Here is a 15,910-nt window from a genome sequence, read left to right as displayed (position 1 = left end):
TATGGGCGCGTTTGGCGGATTAATTCAAACAAATAAAGGCCGGAACCTCCAGGCCAAGGCGGAAACCGGAACGCAGCTGAAATTTACAAGGATGGGGATCGGAGACGGGCAGCTTAGCGGCCAATCCATTCCCTCCATGAATCGGTTGATTAGCGAGAAGAAATCTCTCCCAATCACTAGGTTGAAGACGCAGCTTCCAGCTCAGGCAATTGTCGGGGCGGTGTTGTCTAATCAGGATGTAACTACAGGGTTTCATTTTCGGGAGATGGGGATATTTGCGGAAGATCCAGATGAGGGAGAAATCCTTTATGCCTACGGGAATTCCGGAAGCGGAGCAGCGGAGTACATTCCAGCAGGAGGCACGGCAGACATCATTGAGAAAACAATCGATATGATTGTTACGTTCGGACAGGCTCAGAACGTATCGGCGGTTATTAATAGTTCCCTGGTGTATGTAACCCATGAAGAGTTGGCCGAGGCTTTGGAAGGGTTGGACCCGGATATCCCGGGGGCGTCGCTCACACAACCGGGTATCGTACAGTTGTCCAATGCAACGAACGGGACGAGGGAGAATGTGGCGCCAACTGAAAAGGCACTCAAGGCGGCATATGACCGGGGGAGCGAAGGGGTGACAGCAGCGGCAGCTGCACAGGCGAAGGCGAATGCTGCAGAAACACCAGCGGGCGCACAGGCGAAAGCGAACACAGCCGAGGCAAATGCGAAAAACTACACGGACACAAGACCTTGGCAAAAACATAGAGTGTCTGCTGATGATGGGGCAGCAATTGATATATCTGGCCAGAATTTGAACAATATCCTGCTGACTGGGTTTTATAAAGGAAACGGCATGATCAATGCCCCTGCCTTGTCCAGTGGCTGGGGTTACGTGGAAGTAATCCGACATACCGATACATGGGTCTTACAAAAAGTTTACGATCTTCACGCGGATCGCTTTTACATGCGGAGACGGACAGATCCCGGTTGGACTGCGTGGACCCAAGACCTTTTTCAATCTGTCGCTAACGGGAAACAGGCGATCGCTACCGCCATTAGCGGCAAGGGTATAGCGGCATCAGGTAGCGACGAGTTTGCAGTATTGGCGAATAAGATTTCGCAGATTCAAACGAGCTCATATCAACGGACATATTATGACTGGTCTTCTGGGACACTTCCCGTCCAAAGAGGTGTGATGAAATATACTACCCTTGCAGATTTGGGTGTGGTGAAAGGTGTTTTATCTGTAATGTCATACACAACAGGTACGCATCCCGACTCTACGTACAGTGCAATGGCACGTACATGGGTGACAACCGGTGCTTATACTAATGATACTGTCACAGCAGGATTTTCTTTGACCAATAGTTTGGGACAAGTGCAATCTTTAGCAACACTTACAGATAACGAACCGTACACATATAAGCGTGCCGAACTTTATCTATTATCACTTCACGTGGATATCCCCAACAGAAAGTACACAATTGTGACATACAACTACCAATCAGAAAGATACAATTTATCAACGAATTTATTTACGCCTGAATTTAACTTAACTGTGCCACTATCTCTTAAAACAGTCAGTTATACAAATTCGAGTGCAGCAAAGGATGCTGAAGGTGACGGTCGGATTAAAGGGTTTGTCACAATAACCTAAAGTAAAGGGGATGCGATAAATGAATCCATCAAGAGACATTATTCCAGTCCCTAATTACTAGGTTAAACACTAATAGGATTTAGTTATATGATCATTTAAAGGAGAGTGAATTGCCGTGTATGTTATATACCAAGAAGTAACTCAAACTACTGGTAAAGTATCAGAGATAATCTTTGTTCCATCTGCAGCCGACATGAAAAGAGGTGGTCGTGAGATAGAAGATGGATCAATGGTCTATCCAGTAAATATACCAGGTATGGAATCAAATTTAATGATAAATCTGGAAAATAATGAGCTGTATTACGACTACTACGCAACAGAAACAATTTATACAAAGGTATCTGGTTTGCAACAAGCAAATGCGGAACTCAACTCAACCATCGGGTCATTGTTACTTGAGAGCGCAAACGATAAAGCTACCATATCGAACCTAAACGATACTGTCGGCAATCTGCTGCTCGAGGTCGCCGCACTGAAAGGAGGTGCAGAGTAAATGTGGTATCCAATCATCAAGCGTTATTACGATAGCCAGCATCCTTTATATAACGAAGACAGTCTGAAAACCTTTGTAGTTGCAAAGATGATCACTCCAGAAGAATACAAGCAAATCACAAACGTTGATTATGCAGCATAACGCGCCGTGAGGCGTATTTTTTATGCCCCTGGGTGGTCTGGGGGCTCTTTTTAATAGAGAGACAAAGACAGGAGGAAGGGTCGAATGGGGGAATGGTCTTCAATAATTAAAACCATATCCACAGCTTTGGGGGCACTGGCCGGGTATATGTTTGGAGGTTGGAACATGTTAATGAACTTGCTTCTATGGCTTGTCGTCCTCGATTGGTTAACCGGTTGGGCGGCCGCATGGATAAAAGGAGAGCTCAAAAGCAGAAAGGGATATCATGGAATTGCACGTAAGGTTGCGATTTTCGGGCTTGTTGTGATCTCACATTTCATCGATGTCATATTAGGAGGGCAACAGTATTTTCAAAATGCTGTGGTCTTTTTTTATTTGGCGAATGAGTTGTTATCGATAATCGAAAATGTGGGTCGCATGGGTGTGCCGGTCCCAAAGATATTCAGAAAGGCAATCGAGGAATTTAATGAAATAAGTGGGGAGAAGGATGACGGTAATGAAAATGGTCGATCTTCGGGGGAAACTCCCGATTCACAAGACAAAGCGGTATAGTACCCGGAAACTGACGGACATCCGTTCGATTGCCATTCATCACTCGCTTACATTAACGGGGTCACCTGAAGCCTTCGCGACTTATCATGTTAACACCAATGGATGGCCGGGCATCGCCTATGCTTTTGTGGTCCAGCGTGACGGCACCGTGTACAAGTGTTGGGACCCTGAAAAGGTCACTTATCACGTTGGAAACAGTAATAAGCACGCTCTTGGAATTTGTATGGTCGGAGACTTCCGGACACAGCAGCCGACGCCAGAGCAGTACCAGGCGACGCTTGAGCTTGTACGACAGATCCGGAAGGTCATTCCTTCCGCTCAGCAGATCAAAGGTCACAGCGAATATCCAGGCTATTCATGGAAGGCATGCCCCGTCATTGACATGGAAAAGTTCCGGGATGACGTGGACGGCAAAACAATCGAAAGGGATGATAGCATGAATGCATCTGAAAAAGCTGCATTTGAGGCATTGGTACGGAAAGTTGCCAGTTTAGAGAACAGTAAAAACGTTCTGAAGAAAGGGTTGCAAGAACAAGGCTCTACCATCAAAAAACAATCGGCCCGCATAGCAGAGCTTGAAAAACTGCACTTCATGGAGGCTCCTTCATGGGCTAAATCAGCAGTTAATGAAGCTATGGCAGCTGGCTTGATCAGCTCGCCAAGTGGGGGAAGTTATGACTTTTATCGATTGCTGACGGTCCTTCAGCGCGGCGGGATGATCATTAAGAGAGGGGATGTTTAAAATGAAAAACGAAGTATTAACATCAGTTTTGACCTTTGCCACGACATTAGCCGTTATTGTATTGGCTTTAGTGCAATTTGTTAAGAAAACAATCAATATGCCTTCCAATGTTGTACCATGGATTGGCTTAGGTATTGGCGTTTTAGTAGGCGCTGCTGCCTACCCATTTACTGATCTCGACCTGACTTTACGCCTTTGGGCTGGTGGTTTTGCCGGATTATCTGCAACCGGCTTTTTTGAATTAGTTTTTAGTGATCGAAAAGGGACAACAAAATAAGCAAAGCAACACCTAGTAACTAATAATTTGATGAACACCCTGTTAGTTATGCTGACAGGGTGAATATTATTCCAGAAAAAAAACGGGTTTATCAATAGCAAATTTGGGGAAAGTTAAGTATACTGTGGTAAAGGCGGTGTTTTTAATGAGAAAACACATAAAAACATTTATAGATCAAGGAATAATAAGAACCAATAAAGAAAAAGAACTCTTTGATAAAGAGTTCAAAATGGTATCCGATCGAATCGCTTTAGAAAAAGAAAATATGAGAAAGAAGTCAAAGGAAAGATCACTTATTCGAAATAGATAGCAACAGGGGATACAATTGCGTCTCCTTTTTTTATTGACTTCATTTGACTAAGAATTAGTTCCACTATTCCATGGATACTGCTAGATAAATCCGCAAAATTTCCTTGTTCCTCGAAAATATTAGTTTCAAACGATTCGAATATTTTTGTAACCCTCCCTATTAAAGTAACTTTAATACCAGAACCTTCTCCATACTTGAAATTTAGTTCTTGGCTACTTTCCCTTAGATAATCAGATTTTAATGGCGCTATATAATTACCTTGTTTAAGATAAAGTTTTGTTGGAAGTATAGAAGATAAATATTTCATTACTACTTCCACGGCTTTAATCCCTTGTTCGAGTTGAGAGTTCTGTTGTTTGGAATTCTGTTTGCCTGAATTTTGATTTGAATTCGCTGTGTTGCTGGCGATTCGGATTAAATTCTTCATTGAATCTGGGTCTGTAAGGTTTCTAATATACTCTAAGTCAAACAAACTGAAGTGGGATGTTATCTTAACATAATTCCCTATTTGCTCTTCTATATTTGTAGAATCAGTTATAATATTCAGTAGTTGTTTTTCAACTAAATATTCTTCATAATCATCTAGAGCATTATCATGAAGTTGTTTAGAAACAATTTCTTTGCCAGCGTCAGTTTGTGTTAAAGATACTGCTTCCTCATATTGTTTATTCCCACTGTATTTATAAATTATTTTTCCACTCGGTGAAGAAATTATAAATGGAATGTCCACGCCCCCAGTGCTGGCTTCTCCCTGGATATCATTTGTACCAGATTTCTTGGCAACATCACTATTTGTTTGGGTATCTTGTTGCATATGTTCAGTGATGTTTGATAATGGTAATCCTTTGTATTTTTGCGCCATAAAAGAATTGATGAAATCTGTGTTAAGATAGATTATTTCTTTCAAATTTGTCCCTCCATATTCTGTAAGTATTCGTGGAAAAATTACACAATTCTATTTACATTATATACTAATGTAAGTATAAATAACTACAAAACACGTTTTAAATATAGGCTTTTTGTATTACCTCTAATAATCTTATGCTATAAACCAGGTTCGAATTATAACTTTATTGCAAGTGTCCTAAAAGGAGATTACGTATTTACTATATACCCCATGTGGCTTATAATCGTCTTAATATCAACGGTAGCACCGTGGTGCAATCCGATGGAATCGGTAGAAAGTACCTCACTGGCTTAGGCTGGCGGGGTTCTTTTTTTTGTTTAGCGAAGTTTATTTATGCCATGAGTTAATATATAATATTGGAAACAAGATGATCCTGAATAAGGAGGGAAATCTGGTGACTAAGAAAATCCAGTATCTCGACTACGCCGTACAGGACAATGTTTTGATACCTCTGGTCTATCTTTCTTCTGAACAATTCGACCAGTTGATGTTTGAATACGATTCTTTTAACCTGAAACAGGTACGGCGGCGTAAAAAAAGAGGGGCCTGATCTCGGCCCCTCTCCCTGAAACTTATCCGCGACGCTTGTGCTGCGTCATGCGGTGGTGCAGGTCATACGCCCGCTGTTCTGCCTCCGTGAGGGCATACCGTCCAAGTATCTGATCCTCACGATTTTTGAACTCCTCCTTGGTGATCCGTCCCAGCCCCATCTGGTCTCGGGTCACTCTTAGGAGGTGTTCGCGTTTTTGGAGCTTTTCAAAAGCGTCCTTAAGTAGTTTGTCCATCCTTGTCTCTCACCTCCTTTCTGATTTAATTATATACGATAATCGTATAATTGTAAACGAAAATCGTATAAATTATTCAAATATCGTTTACATTTAACGATAATCGTATATAATAAAGTTGAGGTGATCGAAATGTTCAAGCTCAAGCTGGACAAAATACTATTTGAAAAGAGAATGAATGCGAATCAATTATCTGAATTGACCGGAATCCGCTATCCTACAATACTGGATATGGTCAAGAACAAATCAAAAGCATGGTCTCCTGATAATTTGGACAAGGTATACAAGGCGCTGGAATTAAGCAGCGTTACTGAATTAATTGAATATGTGAATGAAGAAGCCACCGAGGCATAGAGCGCGGTGGCTTTTTTTTACATTGATAAAAGAACGTTAGTTCGCATATAATACAAACAAATGTTCTGGTTTTGATCGAAGGAGGAATACGCGTGAAATCATCCAAACGTGTAATCATGCTTGGTGACTGCCAATCCTTTTATGCCTCAGTTGAAAAGGCCGAACACCCTGAATATAAGGATCGGCCTTTGGTAGTCGCAGGAGATCCGGAACGCCGTTCAGGAATTGTATTGGCAGCCTGCCCACTTGCAAAAGCGAAAGGAATCACTACAGCAGAACGACTTGGGGAAGCAGTGGCAAAGTGTCCGGATCTCGTTGTGATTAAGCCGCGGATGCAGCGATACATTGACGTATCCATGCTGATTACGGACATTTACAAGCAGTACACGGACTTGGTTGAGCCGTACAGTATTGATGAGCAATTTCTAGATGTAACCGGCTCGATGCATTTGTTTGCGGACACTCCTGAAGAGATGGCCCGAATTATCCAGACCCACGTTCAGGCAACCACAGGCGTTTATACTCGCTTCGGGATTGCCGAAACCAAGATCCTCGCCAAAACCGCCTGCGACAATTATGCGAAAAAGAATCCATCCGGGATTTACATCTTGACTAAAGACATGCTGCCGGACACGCTGTGGAAACGGCCCGTAAGTGACATGTTTATGGCTGGGAGCAGGATGACGAGACATTTTACTACTATGGGCCTCCCTACGATCGGCCATGTCGCACAGACCCCGTTGGGCAAGCTCAAACAGATGATGCGACGGAAATTCGGCAAGAACTCTGACATTAATGCTGAAATGTATTGGCGGATCGCTAACGGAATCGATTACAGCCCCGTACGACCGGGGACCCACCAGGTCGCCCCTAAATCTGTCGGCCACATGATGACCTTACCGCGGGATTACGGCACCATCGAAGAGATTAAGGTCGTGCTGCTGGAACTCACGGAACTGGTTTGCCAGCGCTGTAGGGCACTTGGTTTCATGGGTCATGTTGTATCGGTCGGGTGTATGGGAGCTGACTTTGATCGCCCCACTGGCTTTTCAAGACAAATGAAGATGGAGGACCCCTCCAACATCACCATGCAAGTATATCGCTGGGCCTGCAAGCTACTGGCAGAGCATTGGGATGGCATGCCGATCCGGAGGGTGGGCATTAGTGTGACGCAGCTCACTCCCGATAACGAATACCAGATGTCTCTATTTGATACTGGCCGCGAGCGTCAAATGGCATTAGAGCGTACAACCGATGCATTGAAACAGAAGTACGGGAACTCAATCGTGATTCGAGCTGTCTCTATGACGGCAGCTGGGCAGGCACTCGATCGATCGGCTAAGATAGGGGGACATTATAAATGACGACGTCACGTAAAAAGCTTGAGGGTAACGGTCTATGGGAGTCTAGCCGGATGATGCTTCCGGAACATAAAGAAACAATCATCCGCCGGCAGCTCGAAGAGGGAAGGAAGTATAAGCCGGTTCTTGATCCGCAGGAAATGGAATTGATTGAACAGGCGCTGGCCGAATCATTTCATATGCACCGTACAATCAAATTGCGTTTATTCGATGAATATGAGGACCAGGAACTGACCGGCACAGTATCCACAATTCATACGTATCGACGGGAAATCAAGCTTGCGACCGGTGCAGGCGAATGGGAATGGATCAAGATCGATGACATTGTTTCGGCAAATTGAAAATGCTCGCCAAATGAGAACTCCGTTGGATCAGGCTGATTTTTGAAAATCCCAAGCGTTTGTGAATATAAAGATTAGCTCTGCTGAGTGGAATCGGTAAAAAACACCCCACTAACCTTATTCGGTCTGTGGGGTGTTTTGTTATTTTATTCTAAATTATCTATCGCGTATTGCGCTTCTTCCTTAGTAAATTTTTCACCGTATTCAGAAATCAATTGATCGTAAATAGCATCATCTGACATATTCATAGATTCTGCATACTGTTGCGCTTTTATTAATGCATTTTCTTTCCAATCGAATACAATGTTATCGATAGCATATTGAGCGGCTTCCTTAGGGAAATTCTCTCCATATTCTGAAGTCAATTGATCGTAAATGCCTGCCTTTGACATACTCATAGCTTCCGCATACTGTTCCGCTTTTTTTAATGCCGATTTATGTTCCCTAGGGACATTATCTTCTTTCGGTTCTTCTTTTGGTTCTTCTTTTAGTTCCTCTTTCGGCTCTTCTTTTGGCGCCTCTTCTTTAACATCCTCTTTGACACTAGTTTGTTCATCATTTTTCGCCGTGGTATCAGGCTCTGCAATTACTTCCTTGTCCGGCGCTGCTTGTTTTGGTTCTTCTGAATTCCCAAGATTGCCTATGACTCCAACCACAATAACAATAAGTACCCAGAACCACCATTTCTTATAAAGCGGCTTTTTCAAAACGTTCTTCCCCCAATTCTGTGATAATATGACAAACAATAGTCTATCAGAACTAGGATTTATTTACCATAAGATTTATAGAGATATCATAAATCTGCATTTACAGATTAAACCAAACAAGCTAACATTATTATGAATAGAATGGTTCTATGTGTAGTCATGATAGGTGAAATTTACACTTCATTAGGATCGTTCTACTAATATGATAATTCTGAGGTGACCTAATTGAGTTTTTCCGCTGAAGTGTTACGTGTTTTTATAGCATCCCCCTCTGATGTATCCGCTGAACGTAATGAAATAACAAATGCAATTTTTGAATGGAATCATTCATTTGCTGAAACATTAAATGTAGTACTCCTACCTGCAAGATGGGAACGTGATGTGGTTCCGGCCTACAGAGGAAGTGATCCTCAACAGATTATAAATGAACAAATTACGTCTAAATGTGACATAGTTATTGGCGTCTTCTGGAGTAAATTGGGGACACCAACAGAAGGTTTTGTTTCAGGGACATTAGAAGAGATTGATCTATTTATTAAGTCTGGAAAAGAAGTTCTTGTTTATTTTGTTGATAAACCCGTACCACGTAGTGGTATTAATTACGATGAATTGAGAAGAGTTGATGAATATAAAGCTGAGTATCAACAAAAAGGGATATATGCTAAATATGATTCCCTGAGTATTAAAGAGCACCTTTATAAAAAAGTGTTAGACTACAAAAAAAAAGTAGGAGATGAGAGACAACAAAATGACGTAGGGGTTGAACCAGGTGCTGTTGAAACAAAAAAGGCAAGTGAATTGATGACTGTTCCTGTTTTTCATTCTAATCCAGAAGTTGTTAAAGTGAAGGAGTTCTGGGAATCTAGGGTTTCAGAGATCGAAAAAGGAAACACAGTTGTTCCTTTAGTGGAGGATTTAACAACATATTTAAGTGTCCATGTGGTACCTCACAACAATTACTCGTTGTCTATAAAGGATATGGATCAAACTGTAGTTAAACTTAGACCCCTCTATACTACTGGTTGGGATCATCTAATCAATATAGATGGTCTTATGACATATGCGAAGTGGCCAAATTATAATCATCCTCACTCTTATGTTCAGTTTTATAAATCAGGAGGTATTGAGTCAGTAGACAACGGACTCTTAAGATCGGTAGACTCGCGAAAAAAGATACCGGTATACAAATTGCAGAGAGACATAATAGATCGTGTGTTTTATTATTTAACCGCTCAAAAAGATGTCGGAGTTGAAGCGCCAGTATCTGTATTTATTTCATTGGTGAACATCAAAGGATATACACTTGCGATAAGTCCAGATTTTTTCAATCATAATTTTGCTGAAGTTTATAACAGGGATAATCTACACCTTCCTGAAGTAGTGATATCTGATATGGCAGTGAGTCAAGATGAGTTGTATCAAATGTTTAGATCTTCATTTGATACTTTATGGAACGCCTTTGGATTTGCACAGTCGAGGTATGAGAACTAATAAAGGACCCATGGGGTCCTTTATTAATTGCTAGTTTGTTTATTTTTGAAGTTTTAAGAGTAATGCCTTCTTGTTAAAGTTATGCCCCCAAAATGTCCCCCTGATTGCCCCCAAACTTAAAATAAAGGATACAAAGGTATGAAAAGCTTGAAATTTAAAGCCATGAAAAACGCGCTATATAATGAAGGGAAAATTTTATTTGAAAGCTTTGACCATAAACAGAACGCAAGTTCACCAATGGGAACGCGATCAGTACATTACGATGTATTAATAGAGGAATCCCCGCTGCCAAGTGGCAGCGGGGATTTTTTAATGCAAACATGATTTCAGCATTTAAAATTCATTAGTAAACAGCATGAATTGTGAGTCGGTATGGATCTAATATATTGAAGCCCATGTTCCCGTATACCATAACATAGTAATTAGGGATGGTACCGTCGCTTTTTAATCCCGGTACACTAACGCCGGCGACACCGTTTATTGCATAGGAGCGAGCAACTTCAGTATATCCATTTTGGCCAGGCACTTTCTCGTAGACTGCAAAGTTATAATTAAAGTAAGAGCCAGGCGAATATAGACTGATATTATAGGAACTTGCGTTATTAGTCGGCAAGTGCCAGAAATCAAGATCGCCCATGCTGCTAATATATCCATAGTTTGTACCGTTATCCCATTCATACAACACGGCAGTGTCAGCCGATTCATAATTATCGTTGGGCTCACTTTCATAATTCGTCAGTGCCTGAATAGTGGCTGTATCTGAATCAGGGTTCGGGCTTGGGGAATTTGCAAAGGCAGAATGAGCAGTAGCAAGAATTAATACCGTTGCGATAAATGTTGCTATGGATAATTTCTTCATTTAACTACCTCCCAAAAACAGTTTAGGTCGGCCAACCTCCTAAATAATACCATTAAATATTAGAGATTGTAAGTTAAATATGTTAAATAGTGTCTTTATATCTACATTTTAGCGCAAATGAAAGATCGGGTTGTTTATACTTTATAGAATAGAATCTTCCCTTACCTACGGGAGATTCTTTTTTATTTTGCGAAAAAAGGAACCTTTGCTCGCTTCCATGACTCTAATTAGATGAGGTGAATCGGTTGGAGCTCGAATACTTAAAGCAGATGACGGTCATGGACAGCCAGACGCTGGATAAAATCATGAATGAATATGGAAACGATGTGTGGAATTATGCGTATTTTTTGACCAAACAGCATGCCTTGGCAGACGATATTGCACAAGAAGCCTTTATTAAGGCCTATTACGGCATACATACCTTTCGCGGTCAGGCGACGCTGAAAACGTGGCTGCTAACGATCACGCGACATACGGCGTTTCGGTACAAACAGGCTTTTTTCTTTCGGAAAGTCATCCTTAAAGACAAGCTTACCGCCAGTTCGTCAAGCCGGTCAGCGGAAGCGGAATATTGGGACGAGCAGTATACGGATGAAATATGGGCAATGATTATGACTTTGCCGAGCAAGCTTAGGGAAGTATTGGTCCTGGACCTATACTATGAAATGCCGATGCATGAGATTGCGAAGCTGCTTCATATTGCGATAGGCACTGTAAAATCCAGATTGCATCGGGCCAGGAAAAAAGTACAAAAACTAATGAAGGAGAAGAACGATGAGTGAGGATAAACCAGACTGGTACAACCGTGCTAAAAAAGCTCCTTTTTCAAATGAAAAGTTCACGTCCGAAATGAAAAAAAACGTGCATAGGTCCGTGATTTTCACCGACAGCAAACCTAAACGTCGAAAGTACTTACAAGTTGGATTGGCTGGCGGGTTCATGCTTCTGATTATTTTAATTGCCTTTCAATTGCCTTTTGGCGGGGACGAACAACAGAGAGCAGGGACTATGCCCCCTACTAAGGAGGAGACAATCCGGGCACAAGGCGTAACGGATGAAGGACAGTTAAACGTTATTGCAGTTGGACAGGAAAAAATAACGACATTGGGTGCACCGAGCTGCTTCGGTATCGAAACAGATCGGTCGTTTACCGGAAACTACAGCGTGCAGTATAGCACTAACCAAGTTACAAATGAAGTCACTACGCTGGAGGGGCTTACATTTATTCAACCGACATCTGCTCCGGTTGATATGATTCGCCTGCCGTTTCAAGATGCCGATGTATTTATACTCGCACCGCAATATAGGGACTGTCATGGCATACAAATCTATGCGTTCGCCGTAGAGCATGAAACGGGTAATGCCGTGCAGCTTCGATTTCAGGATGAGTCCTTGGTATCCTACTTTTCGTATTATAGACCAGGTACGGCTCCCGAGGTGAAGGAGAATAAGCTTGTTCTGCAGTCTACGGAGGGACCGGGAGGCGAAGGTTCGCCGGACTATGTTTCTGAAAGAATGTATCAATTAGATCTTAAGCAAAATGCGTTGGTTCTAGTGTTGCGTAAGACCGGAACGTTCTAGTGCATGTCCTAAAAAAGAGGTTACCATCCAAATAAGGAAGGTAACCTCTTATTCATAATTCTATGGAATTAGTGTACGTCCCTGAAGAGACCGATCACTTTCCCGAGAATCGTAACATGGTTCAAGCGCAGCGGCTCATAGGTAGGATTCTCCGGCTGCAATCGTACATGGTCCTTCTCCTTATAGAAGGTCTTCACGGTTGCTTCATCTTCTTCTGTCATTGCTACGACAATGTCACCATTGTCCGCGGTTTGCTGCTGGCGAACGATGACGTAGTCACCGCTGTGAATACCGGCTTCAATCATACTGTCGCCGACTACGGACAACATGAACACCTTATCGTCGCCCACGTAATGCTGCGGGAGCGGGAAATAGTCTTCAATGTTCTCCATGGCCGTAATCGGCACACCTGCTGTGACTTTCCCGACGACAGGCACTCTGGCAATGGTGTGCGTAAACAGATTCGCGCTCTCGGATTCTTCTTGGCCAAGCAGCTCGATCGCTCTTGGTTTCGTAGGGTCACGGCGGATCAGGCCTTTCTTCTCCAAACGGTCCAGATGACCATGGACCGTAGAACTGGAAGCTAGTCCGACAGCCTCGCCGATTTCCCGGACAGAAGGCGGGTAACCCTTGCTACGAACTTCGTTGCGGATAAACTCTAAGATCGCCAGCTGGCGGCTGGATATTTTCGACATGCCGTATCAACCCCATTTAGTAACGTTTGGGAAAATTATAACATAGAACTACCGTTCGTACAAACATAAGTTCTAAAATAAAAATAGAACAAATGTTCTTTTGGGTATTGAATCAAACAAGTGTTCGTGTTAAGATGAATCCATAAGAGAACACTTGTTTGGGAGATGATGATTCCATGTTGAAATACAGTACATACCGCAGCATTTATGAGAACGTTCCGGTGGTAACAGAACAATCATCGAAGACTTGGGGCATTTACTTGAAATCGAAGATAGCTTCGATCCCTTTGAATAAACTGTTGTTCACCCTGCTAATTGTGGCCATCTTTTGGACAGGTGCATATTCCGTTTTTGCCGGTGGGACAGAGAAGCCGACTGGAGAGAAGCAGGTGATCGTTCAATATGGCGATAGCTTGTGGCGAATTGCTTCCCTTCACAAACCTGCGGATATGGATACACGCGTATATCTGGATAGCATACGAAGAATGAACGGATTGAAGGGTCCGGACATACAGGCTGGGGAAGTGCTGTCATTGCCGGTTTGGTGATTTGACGTTGCTTCTAACCAATTGGCATTCATACTCCATATAATCACCACATACTACTGGTTACTTCCTGTTTAATTACACATCATATTCTGCTTGTCAGATTGAATCATTTACGCGTAATAGTGCGTTTACAATAGATAACTATAGATTACCTCTCCATAGACGGTATTCGTTTATGCGCATCATATGTTCCTATTTGTTCTTAGAAGAGTTTGCAAGGGCTCAGTTGCCTTGACAAGCTCTTTTTCACATGTTTAAGTTATACATGATATCGAAATTGGAGGAGAAGTCATGGACATCGATACTTTGGTAGAACGCATCAATGTATTAGCAAGAAAGAAGAAGAATGAAGGGTTGACCGAGGAGGAGCTCAAAGAGCGGGCCGAGCTTCGGGAAATATACCTTAACAATATTCGCAGTAACTTTAGACAACAGCTGGAATCGATTGAATGGGTTGATGAAAACGAACAAAAAGGCGGCCCGCGATTAAAGCACTAGTCGATAACCGTTCAAGGATATATATTCAGAGGATCCGTGAACAGATCGAAGGATAGCATAATAATACTTGGGGTACCGGCCATTCGGATAATCGATTACGGTTACCCCAAGTTTATATGGTTTATAAACATTTTGATTATGAGTTCAGGGGGAACCAAATGTCACGTTCATGGGAAAGAAAAGTCAGCAAAAATATGTCGCAACTTAACAAACAGCGCAAAAAGCAGGGATTGACCTCGTATCAAGGGTCTGCGATTAATGATAAGCATGACGTGTTTAAGGGACGTAAGTATGTACTTCCGTTAGTGCTTGTTGCATTGGCCGGTTTGTATGCGCTTCTCGGAACGGCAACTTCACAGGCAGCCGGCGGAAGCAATGATGTATTGAATTGGGTTGGCGTCAGCTTGTATATCCTGTTGGCGCTCATGATATTTCTCCGCAAGCCTTATTTGAAGATTGAGCGGGCTTCCGTGTCGACCATGAAGTTCAACCGGGAACGCCGTCTGGCCGTATCGGATATCGAGAAGATCAAATTGGCTTCGGGTTCCGTCGTGATCCAAGGCAAGGGAAAAGCAGGCAACTGGGTGTTCTCACGAATGATGAATCTTTACGATACCAAAGCCATGGGCGAAAGATTGGAAGAGTTTGCAAAGACTCATCAAATTCCAGTGGAGCACAACTAACCCGATTGAGTAGATCACAATGTATATGAGGAGTGGGAGAGAAATGCCGATTGCTGCGGTTTTGTTTGATTTGGACGATACGTTGTTGTGGGATGAACGCAGTGTAGAAGAAGCGTTTGAAGTGACATGCCAAGCCGGAGCGGCGGAAACCGGCGTTGATGCCGGCGCGCTTTTGGCCGCGGTGCGTGAAGAAGCAAGAGCATTGTATGAATCCTATGATACTTTTGCTTTTACCAAAATGATCGGGATCAATCCGTTTGAAGGCTTGTGGGCTAATTTTACGGCTGGATCCCAGCCCGAATTCCGAAAGCTGCAAGAATTGGCTCCCGTATACCGCAAGGAATCCTGGCGTCGCGGACTTCATCGCCTTGGCGTTGATAATGAAGCGTTGGCTGAGACGTTGGCAACGCAATTTGCTGCGGAACGCAGAACAAGACCTTACGTATATGAAGAAACCTTTGAAGTGCTGAAGGAATTGCAGGGTAACGTGAAGCTGCTGCTTCTAACGAACGGAAGTCCGGATTTGCAGCAGGAGAAGCTTGATGGCGTTCCGGAACTGGTCCCTTATTTTGACCACATTATTATCTCGGGTGATTTCGGCAAAGGCAAGCCGGATGTTTCCATATTCAAGCATGCGCTTGATCTGTTAGGCGTCGAGGCGGATCAGGCCGTGATGGTGGGAGATAAGCTGACCACAGATATTAAAGGCGGCAATGCCGCAGGACTGCATACGGTTTGGATCAATCGGGTAGACCGGCCTCATGATCCGGCCATTCAGCCGAAGTTTGAGATCAAACATTTATCCGAGCTGCATGCTATTGTGGCGTCCTTATAAATGACGTGATCAAGAGTTCACGACTATTCTACAAGATCTATTAGCGAGATATATTAGCGTACATAGGAACAGTCCTGGCAGCAGCTGATGCGATTCGGG

The 15,910-nt window shown here is 43.0% G+C and carries 24 protein-coding genes; 19 read left to right on the top strand and 5 right to left on the bottom strand.

The genetic code is table 11. The features are described 5' to 3' along the window. The first annotated feature begins 1 nt into the window (after position 1). The 7 genes from JNUCC32_RS31590 (at position 2) to JNUCC32_RS13355 (ending at position 4,166) form a co-directional block, all read left to right on the top strand. Positions 2 to 1,651: a tail fiber protein gene (locus JNUCC32_RS31590; protein ID WP_228468954.1), complete on the top strand. Its 1,650-nt coding sequence runs from the start codon at positions 2 to 4 to the stop codon at positions 1,649 to 1,651. 115 nt (positions 1,652 to 1,766) lie between these two features. Beyond that, a complete protein-coding gene (locus tag JNUCC32_RS13380) occupies positions 1,767 to 2,144 on the top strand; it encodes a hypothetical protein (protein WP_192572371.1) in 378 nt (125 codons plus the stop codon). Continuing rightward, positions 2,145 to 2,285: an XkdX family protein gene (locus JNUCC32_RS13375; protein ID WP_192572370.1), complete on the top strand. Its 141-nt coding sequence runs from the start codon at positions 2,145 to 2,147 to the stop codon at positions 2,283 to 2,285. An 84-nt stretch (positions 2,286 to 2,369) separates the two neighbouring features. Next, the gene (locus JNUCC32_RS13370; RefSeq protein WP_009594467.1) at positions 2,370 to 2,837 is read left to right on the top strand and encodes a phage holin family protein; all 468 of its coding nucleotides are present in this window, start codon (positions 2,370 to 2,372) and stop codon (positions 2,835 to 2,837) included. Continuing rightward, positions 2,782 to 3,579 carry a peptidoglycan recognition protein family protein gene (locus JNUCC32_RS13365; RefSeq protein WP_192572369.1) on the top strand — a complete coding sequence of 266 codons (798 nt, stop codon included), beginning with the start codon at positions 2,782 to 2,784 and terminating at the stop codon, positions 3,577 to 3,579. The genes JNUCC32_RS13370 and JNUCC32_RS13365 overlap by 56 nt, the downstream gene beginning before the upstream one ends. A 1-nt stretch (position 3,580) precedes the next feature. Beyond that, the gene (locus tag JNUCC32_RS13360) at positions 3,581 to 3,856 is read left to right on the top strand and encodes a holin (RefSeq protein WP_192572368.1); all 276 of its coding nucleotides are present in this window, start codon (positions 3,581 to 3,583) and stop codon (positions 3,854 to 3,856) included. A gap of 145 nt (positions 3,857 to 4,001) precedes the next feature. Then, a complete protein-coding gene (locus JNUCC32_RS13355; protein ID WP_192572367.1) occupies positions 4,002 to 4,166 on the top strand; it encodes a hypothetical protein in 165 nt (54 codons plus the stop codon). Here the strand turns inward: JNUCC32_RS13355 and JNUCC32_RS13350 are convergent. Continuing rightward, complete coding sequence (locus JNUCC32_RS13350) at positions 4,150 to 5,073, bottom strand: DUF6414 family protein (protein WP_192572366.1); 924 nt, start codon at positions 5,071 to 5,073, stop codon at positions 4,150 to 4,152. The two genes, JNUCC32_RS13355 and JNUCC32_RS13350, sit on opposite strands and share 17 nt — an antisense overlap. A gap of 394 nt (positions 5,074 to 5,467) precedes the next feature. On the opposite strand from JNUCC32_RS13350, the gene JNUCC32_RS13345 reads away from it, so the two are divergent. Further along, complete coding sequence (locus JNUCC32_RS13345) at positions 5,468 to 5,623, top strand: hypothetical protein (protein ID WP_192572365.1); 156 nt, start codon at positions 5,468 to 5,470, stop codon at positions 5,621 to 5,623. A gap of 22 nt (positions 5,624 to 5,645) precedes the next feature. Here JNUCC32_RS13345 and JNUCC32_RS13340 read toward each other — a convergent pair whose 3' ends face one another. Further along, complete coding sequence (locus JNUCC32_RS13340) at positions 5,646 to 5,858, bottom strand: hypothetical protein (RefSeq protein WP_192572364.1); 213 nt, start codon at positions 5,856 to 5,858, stop codon at positions 5,646 to 5,648. Positions 5,859 to 5,990: 132 nt separating this feature from the next. On the opposite strand from JNUCC32_RS13340, the gene JNUCC32_RS13335 reads away from it, so the two are divergent. The 3 genes from JNUCC32_RS13335 to JNUCC32_RS13325 all read left to right on the top strand — a co-directional run bounded on the left by JNUCC32_RS13335 (position 5,991) and on the right by JNUCC32_RS13325 (position 7,914). Continuing rightward, on the top strand, positions 5,991 to 6,212 hold the full coding sequence (locus JNUCC32_RS13335) for a helix-turn-helix domain-containing protein (RefSeq protein WP_192572363.1): 222 nt from the start codon (positions 5,991 to 5,993) through the stop codon (positions 6,210 to 6,212). 92 nt (positions 6,213 to 6,304) lie between these two features. Next, entirely contained in the window at positions 6,305 to 7,576 is a 1,272-nt protein-coding gene (locus JNUCC32_RS13330; protein WP_228468953.1) for a DNA polymerase IV, read from the top strand. After that, a complete protein-coding gene (locus JNUCC32_RS13325) occupies positions 7,573 to 7,914 on the top strand; it encodes a YolD-like family protein (protein WP_192572362.1) in 342 nt (113 codons plus the stop codon). The genes JNUCC32_RS13330 and JNUCC32_RS13325 overlap by 4 nt, the downstream gene beginning before the upstream one ends. Before the next feature lie 146 nt (positions 7,915 to 8,060). Here JNUCC32_RS13325 and JNUCC32_RS13320 read toward each other — a convergent pair whose 3' ends face one another. Beyond that, entirely contained in the window at positions 8,061 to 8,621 is a 561-nt protein-coding gene (locus JNUCC32_RS13320; protein ID WP_228468952.1) for an Ltp family lipoprotein, read from the bottom strand. 225 nt (positions 8,622 to 8,846) lie between these two features. Here JNUCC32_RS13320 and JNUCC32_RS13315 point away from each other — a divergent pair, with 225 nt between their 5' ends. Together JNUCC32_RS13315 and JNUCC32_RS13310 are read left to right on the top strand one after the other, a co-directional pair. After that, a complete protein-coding gene (locus tag JNUCC32_RS13315) occupies positions 8,847 to 10,112 on the top strand; it encodes a DUF4062 domain-containing protein (RefSeq protein ID WP_192572361.1) in 1,266 nt (421 codons plus the stop codon). Positions 10,113 to 10,250: 138 nt separating this feature from the next. Continuing rightward, positions 10,251 to 10,436: a hypothetical protein gene (locus tag JNUCC32_RS13310; protein WP_192572360.1), complete on the top strand. Its 186-nt coding sequence runs from the start codon at positions 10,251 to 10,253 to the stop codon at positions 10,434 to 10,436. A gap of 19 nt (positions 10,437 to 10,455) precedes the next feature. On the opposite strand, the gene JNUCC32_RS13305 is transcribed toward JNUCC32_RS13310, so the two are convergent. Next, positions 10,456 to 10,971: a hypothetical protein gene (locus JNUCC32_RS13305; protein ID WP_192572359.1), complete on the bottom strand. Its 516-nt coding sequence runs from the start codon at positions 10,969 to 10,971 to the stop codon at positions 10,456 to 10,458. 236 nt (positions 10,972 to 11,207) lie between these two features. On the opposite strand from JNUCC32_RS13305, the gene JNUCC32_RS13300 reads away from it, so the two are divergent. Both JNUCC32_RS13300 and JNUCC32_RS13295 read left to right on the top strand, forming a co-directional pair. Further along, a complete protein-coding gene (locus JNUCC32_RS13300) occupies positions 11,208 to 11,753 on the top strand; it encodes an RNA polymerase sigma factor (RefSeq protein ID WP_430623458.1) in 546 nt (181 codons plus the stop codon). Further along, a complete protein-coding gene (locus tag JNUCC32_RS13295) occupies positions 11,746 to 12,552 on the top strand; it encodes a hypothetical protein (RefSeq protein ID WP_192572357.1) in 807 nt (268 codons plus the stop codon). The genes JNUCC32_RS13300 and JNUCC32_RS13295 overlap by 8 nt, the downstream gene beginning before the upstream one ends. A gap of 68 nt (positions 12,553 to 12,620) precedes the next feature. On the opposite strand, the gene lexA is transcribed toward JNUCC32_RS13295, so the two are convergent. Next, positions 12,621 to 13,247 carry a transcriptional repressor LexA gene (gene lexA / locus JNUCC32_RS13290; protein WP_009596010.1) on the bottom strand — a complete coding sequence of 209 codons (627 nt, stop codon included), beginning with the start codon at positions 13,245 to 13,247 and terminating at the stop codon, positions 12,621 to 12,623. 176 nt (positions 13,248 to 13,423) lie between these two features. Here lexA and JNUCC32_RS13285 point away from each other — a divergent pair, with 176 nt between their 5' ends. From JNUCC32_RS13285 to JNUCC32_RS13270, 4 genes are all read left to right on the top strand, one after another. Then, on the top strand, positions 13,424 to 13,795 hold the full coding sequence (locus JNUCC32_RS13285; protein ID WP_009596006.1) for a LysM peptidoglycan-binding domain-containing protein: 372 nt from the start codon (positions 13,424 to 13,426) through the stop codon (positions 13,793 to 13,795). Between the two features lie 291 nt (positions 13,796 to 14,086). Continuing rightward, entirely contained in the window at positions 14,087 to 14,293 is a 207-nt protein-coding gene (locus JNUCC32_RS13280) for a DUF896 domain-containing protein (protein WP_015734670.1), read from the top strand. A gap of 158 nt (positions 14,294 to 14,451) precedes the next feature. Next, positions 14,452 to 14,976 carry a hypothetical protein gene (locus JNUCC32_RS13275; RefSeq protein ID WP_009596012.1) on the top strand — a complete coding sequence of 175 codons (525 nt, stop codon included), beginning with the start codon at positions 14,452 to 14,454 and terminating at the stop codon, positions 14,974 to 14,976. Between the two features lie 43 nt (positions 14,977 to 15,019). Then, positions 15,020 to 15,811 carry an HAD family hydrolase gene (locus JNUCC32_RS13270; protein ID WP_192572356.1) on the top strand — a complete coding sequence of 264 codons (792 nt, stop codon included), beginning with the start codon at positions 15,020 to 15,022 and terminating at the stop codon, positions 15,809 to 15,811. Positions 15,812 to 15,910: the final 99 nt, after the last annotated feature.

This window comes from Paenibacillus sp. JNUCC32 (assembly GCF_014863545.1).
In the GTDB taxonomy this organism is placed as follows: domain Bacteria; phylum Bacillota; class Bacilli; order Paenibacillales; family Paenibacillaceae; genus Paenibacillus_AQ; species Paenibacillus_AQ lautus_A.
The sequence above is the reverse complement of the archived record's forward strand: the minus strand, read 5'-3'. Positions and strand labels throughout refer to the sequence as shown.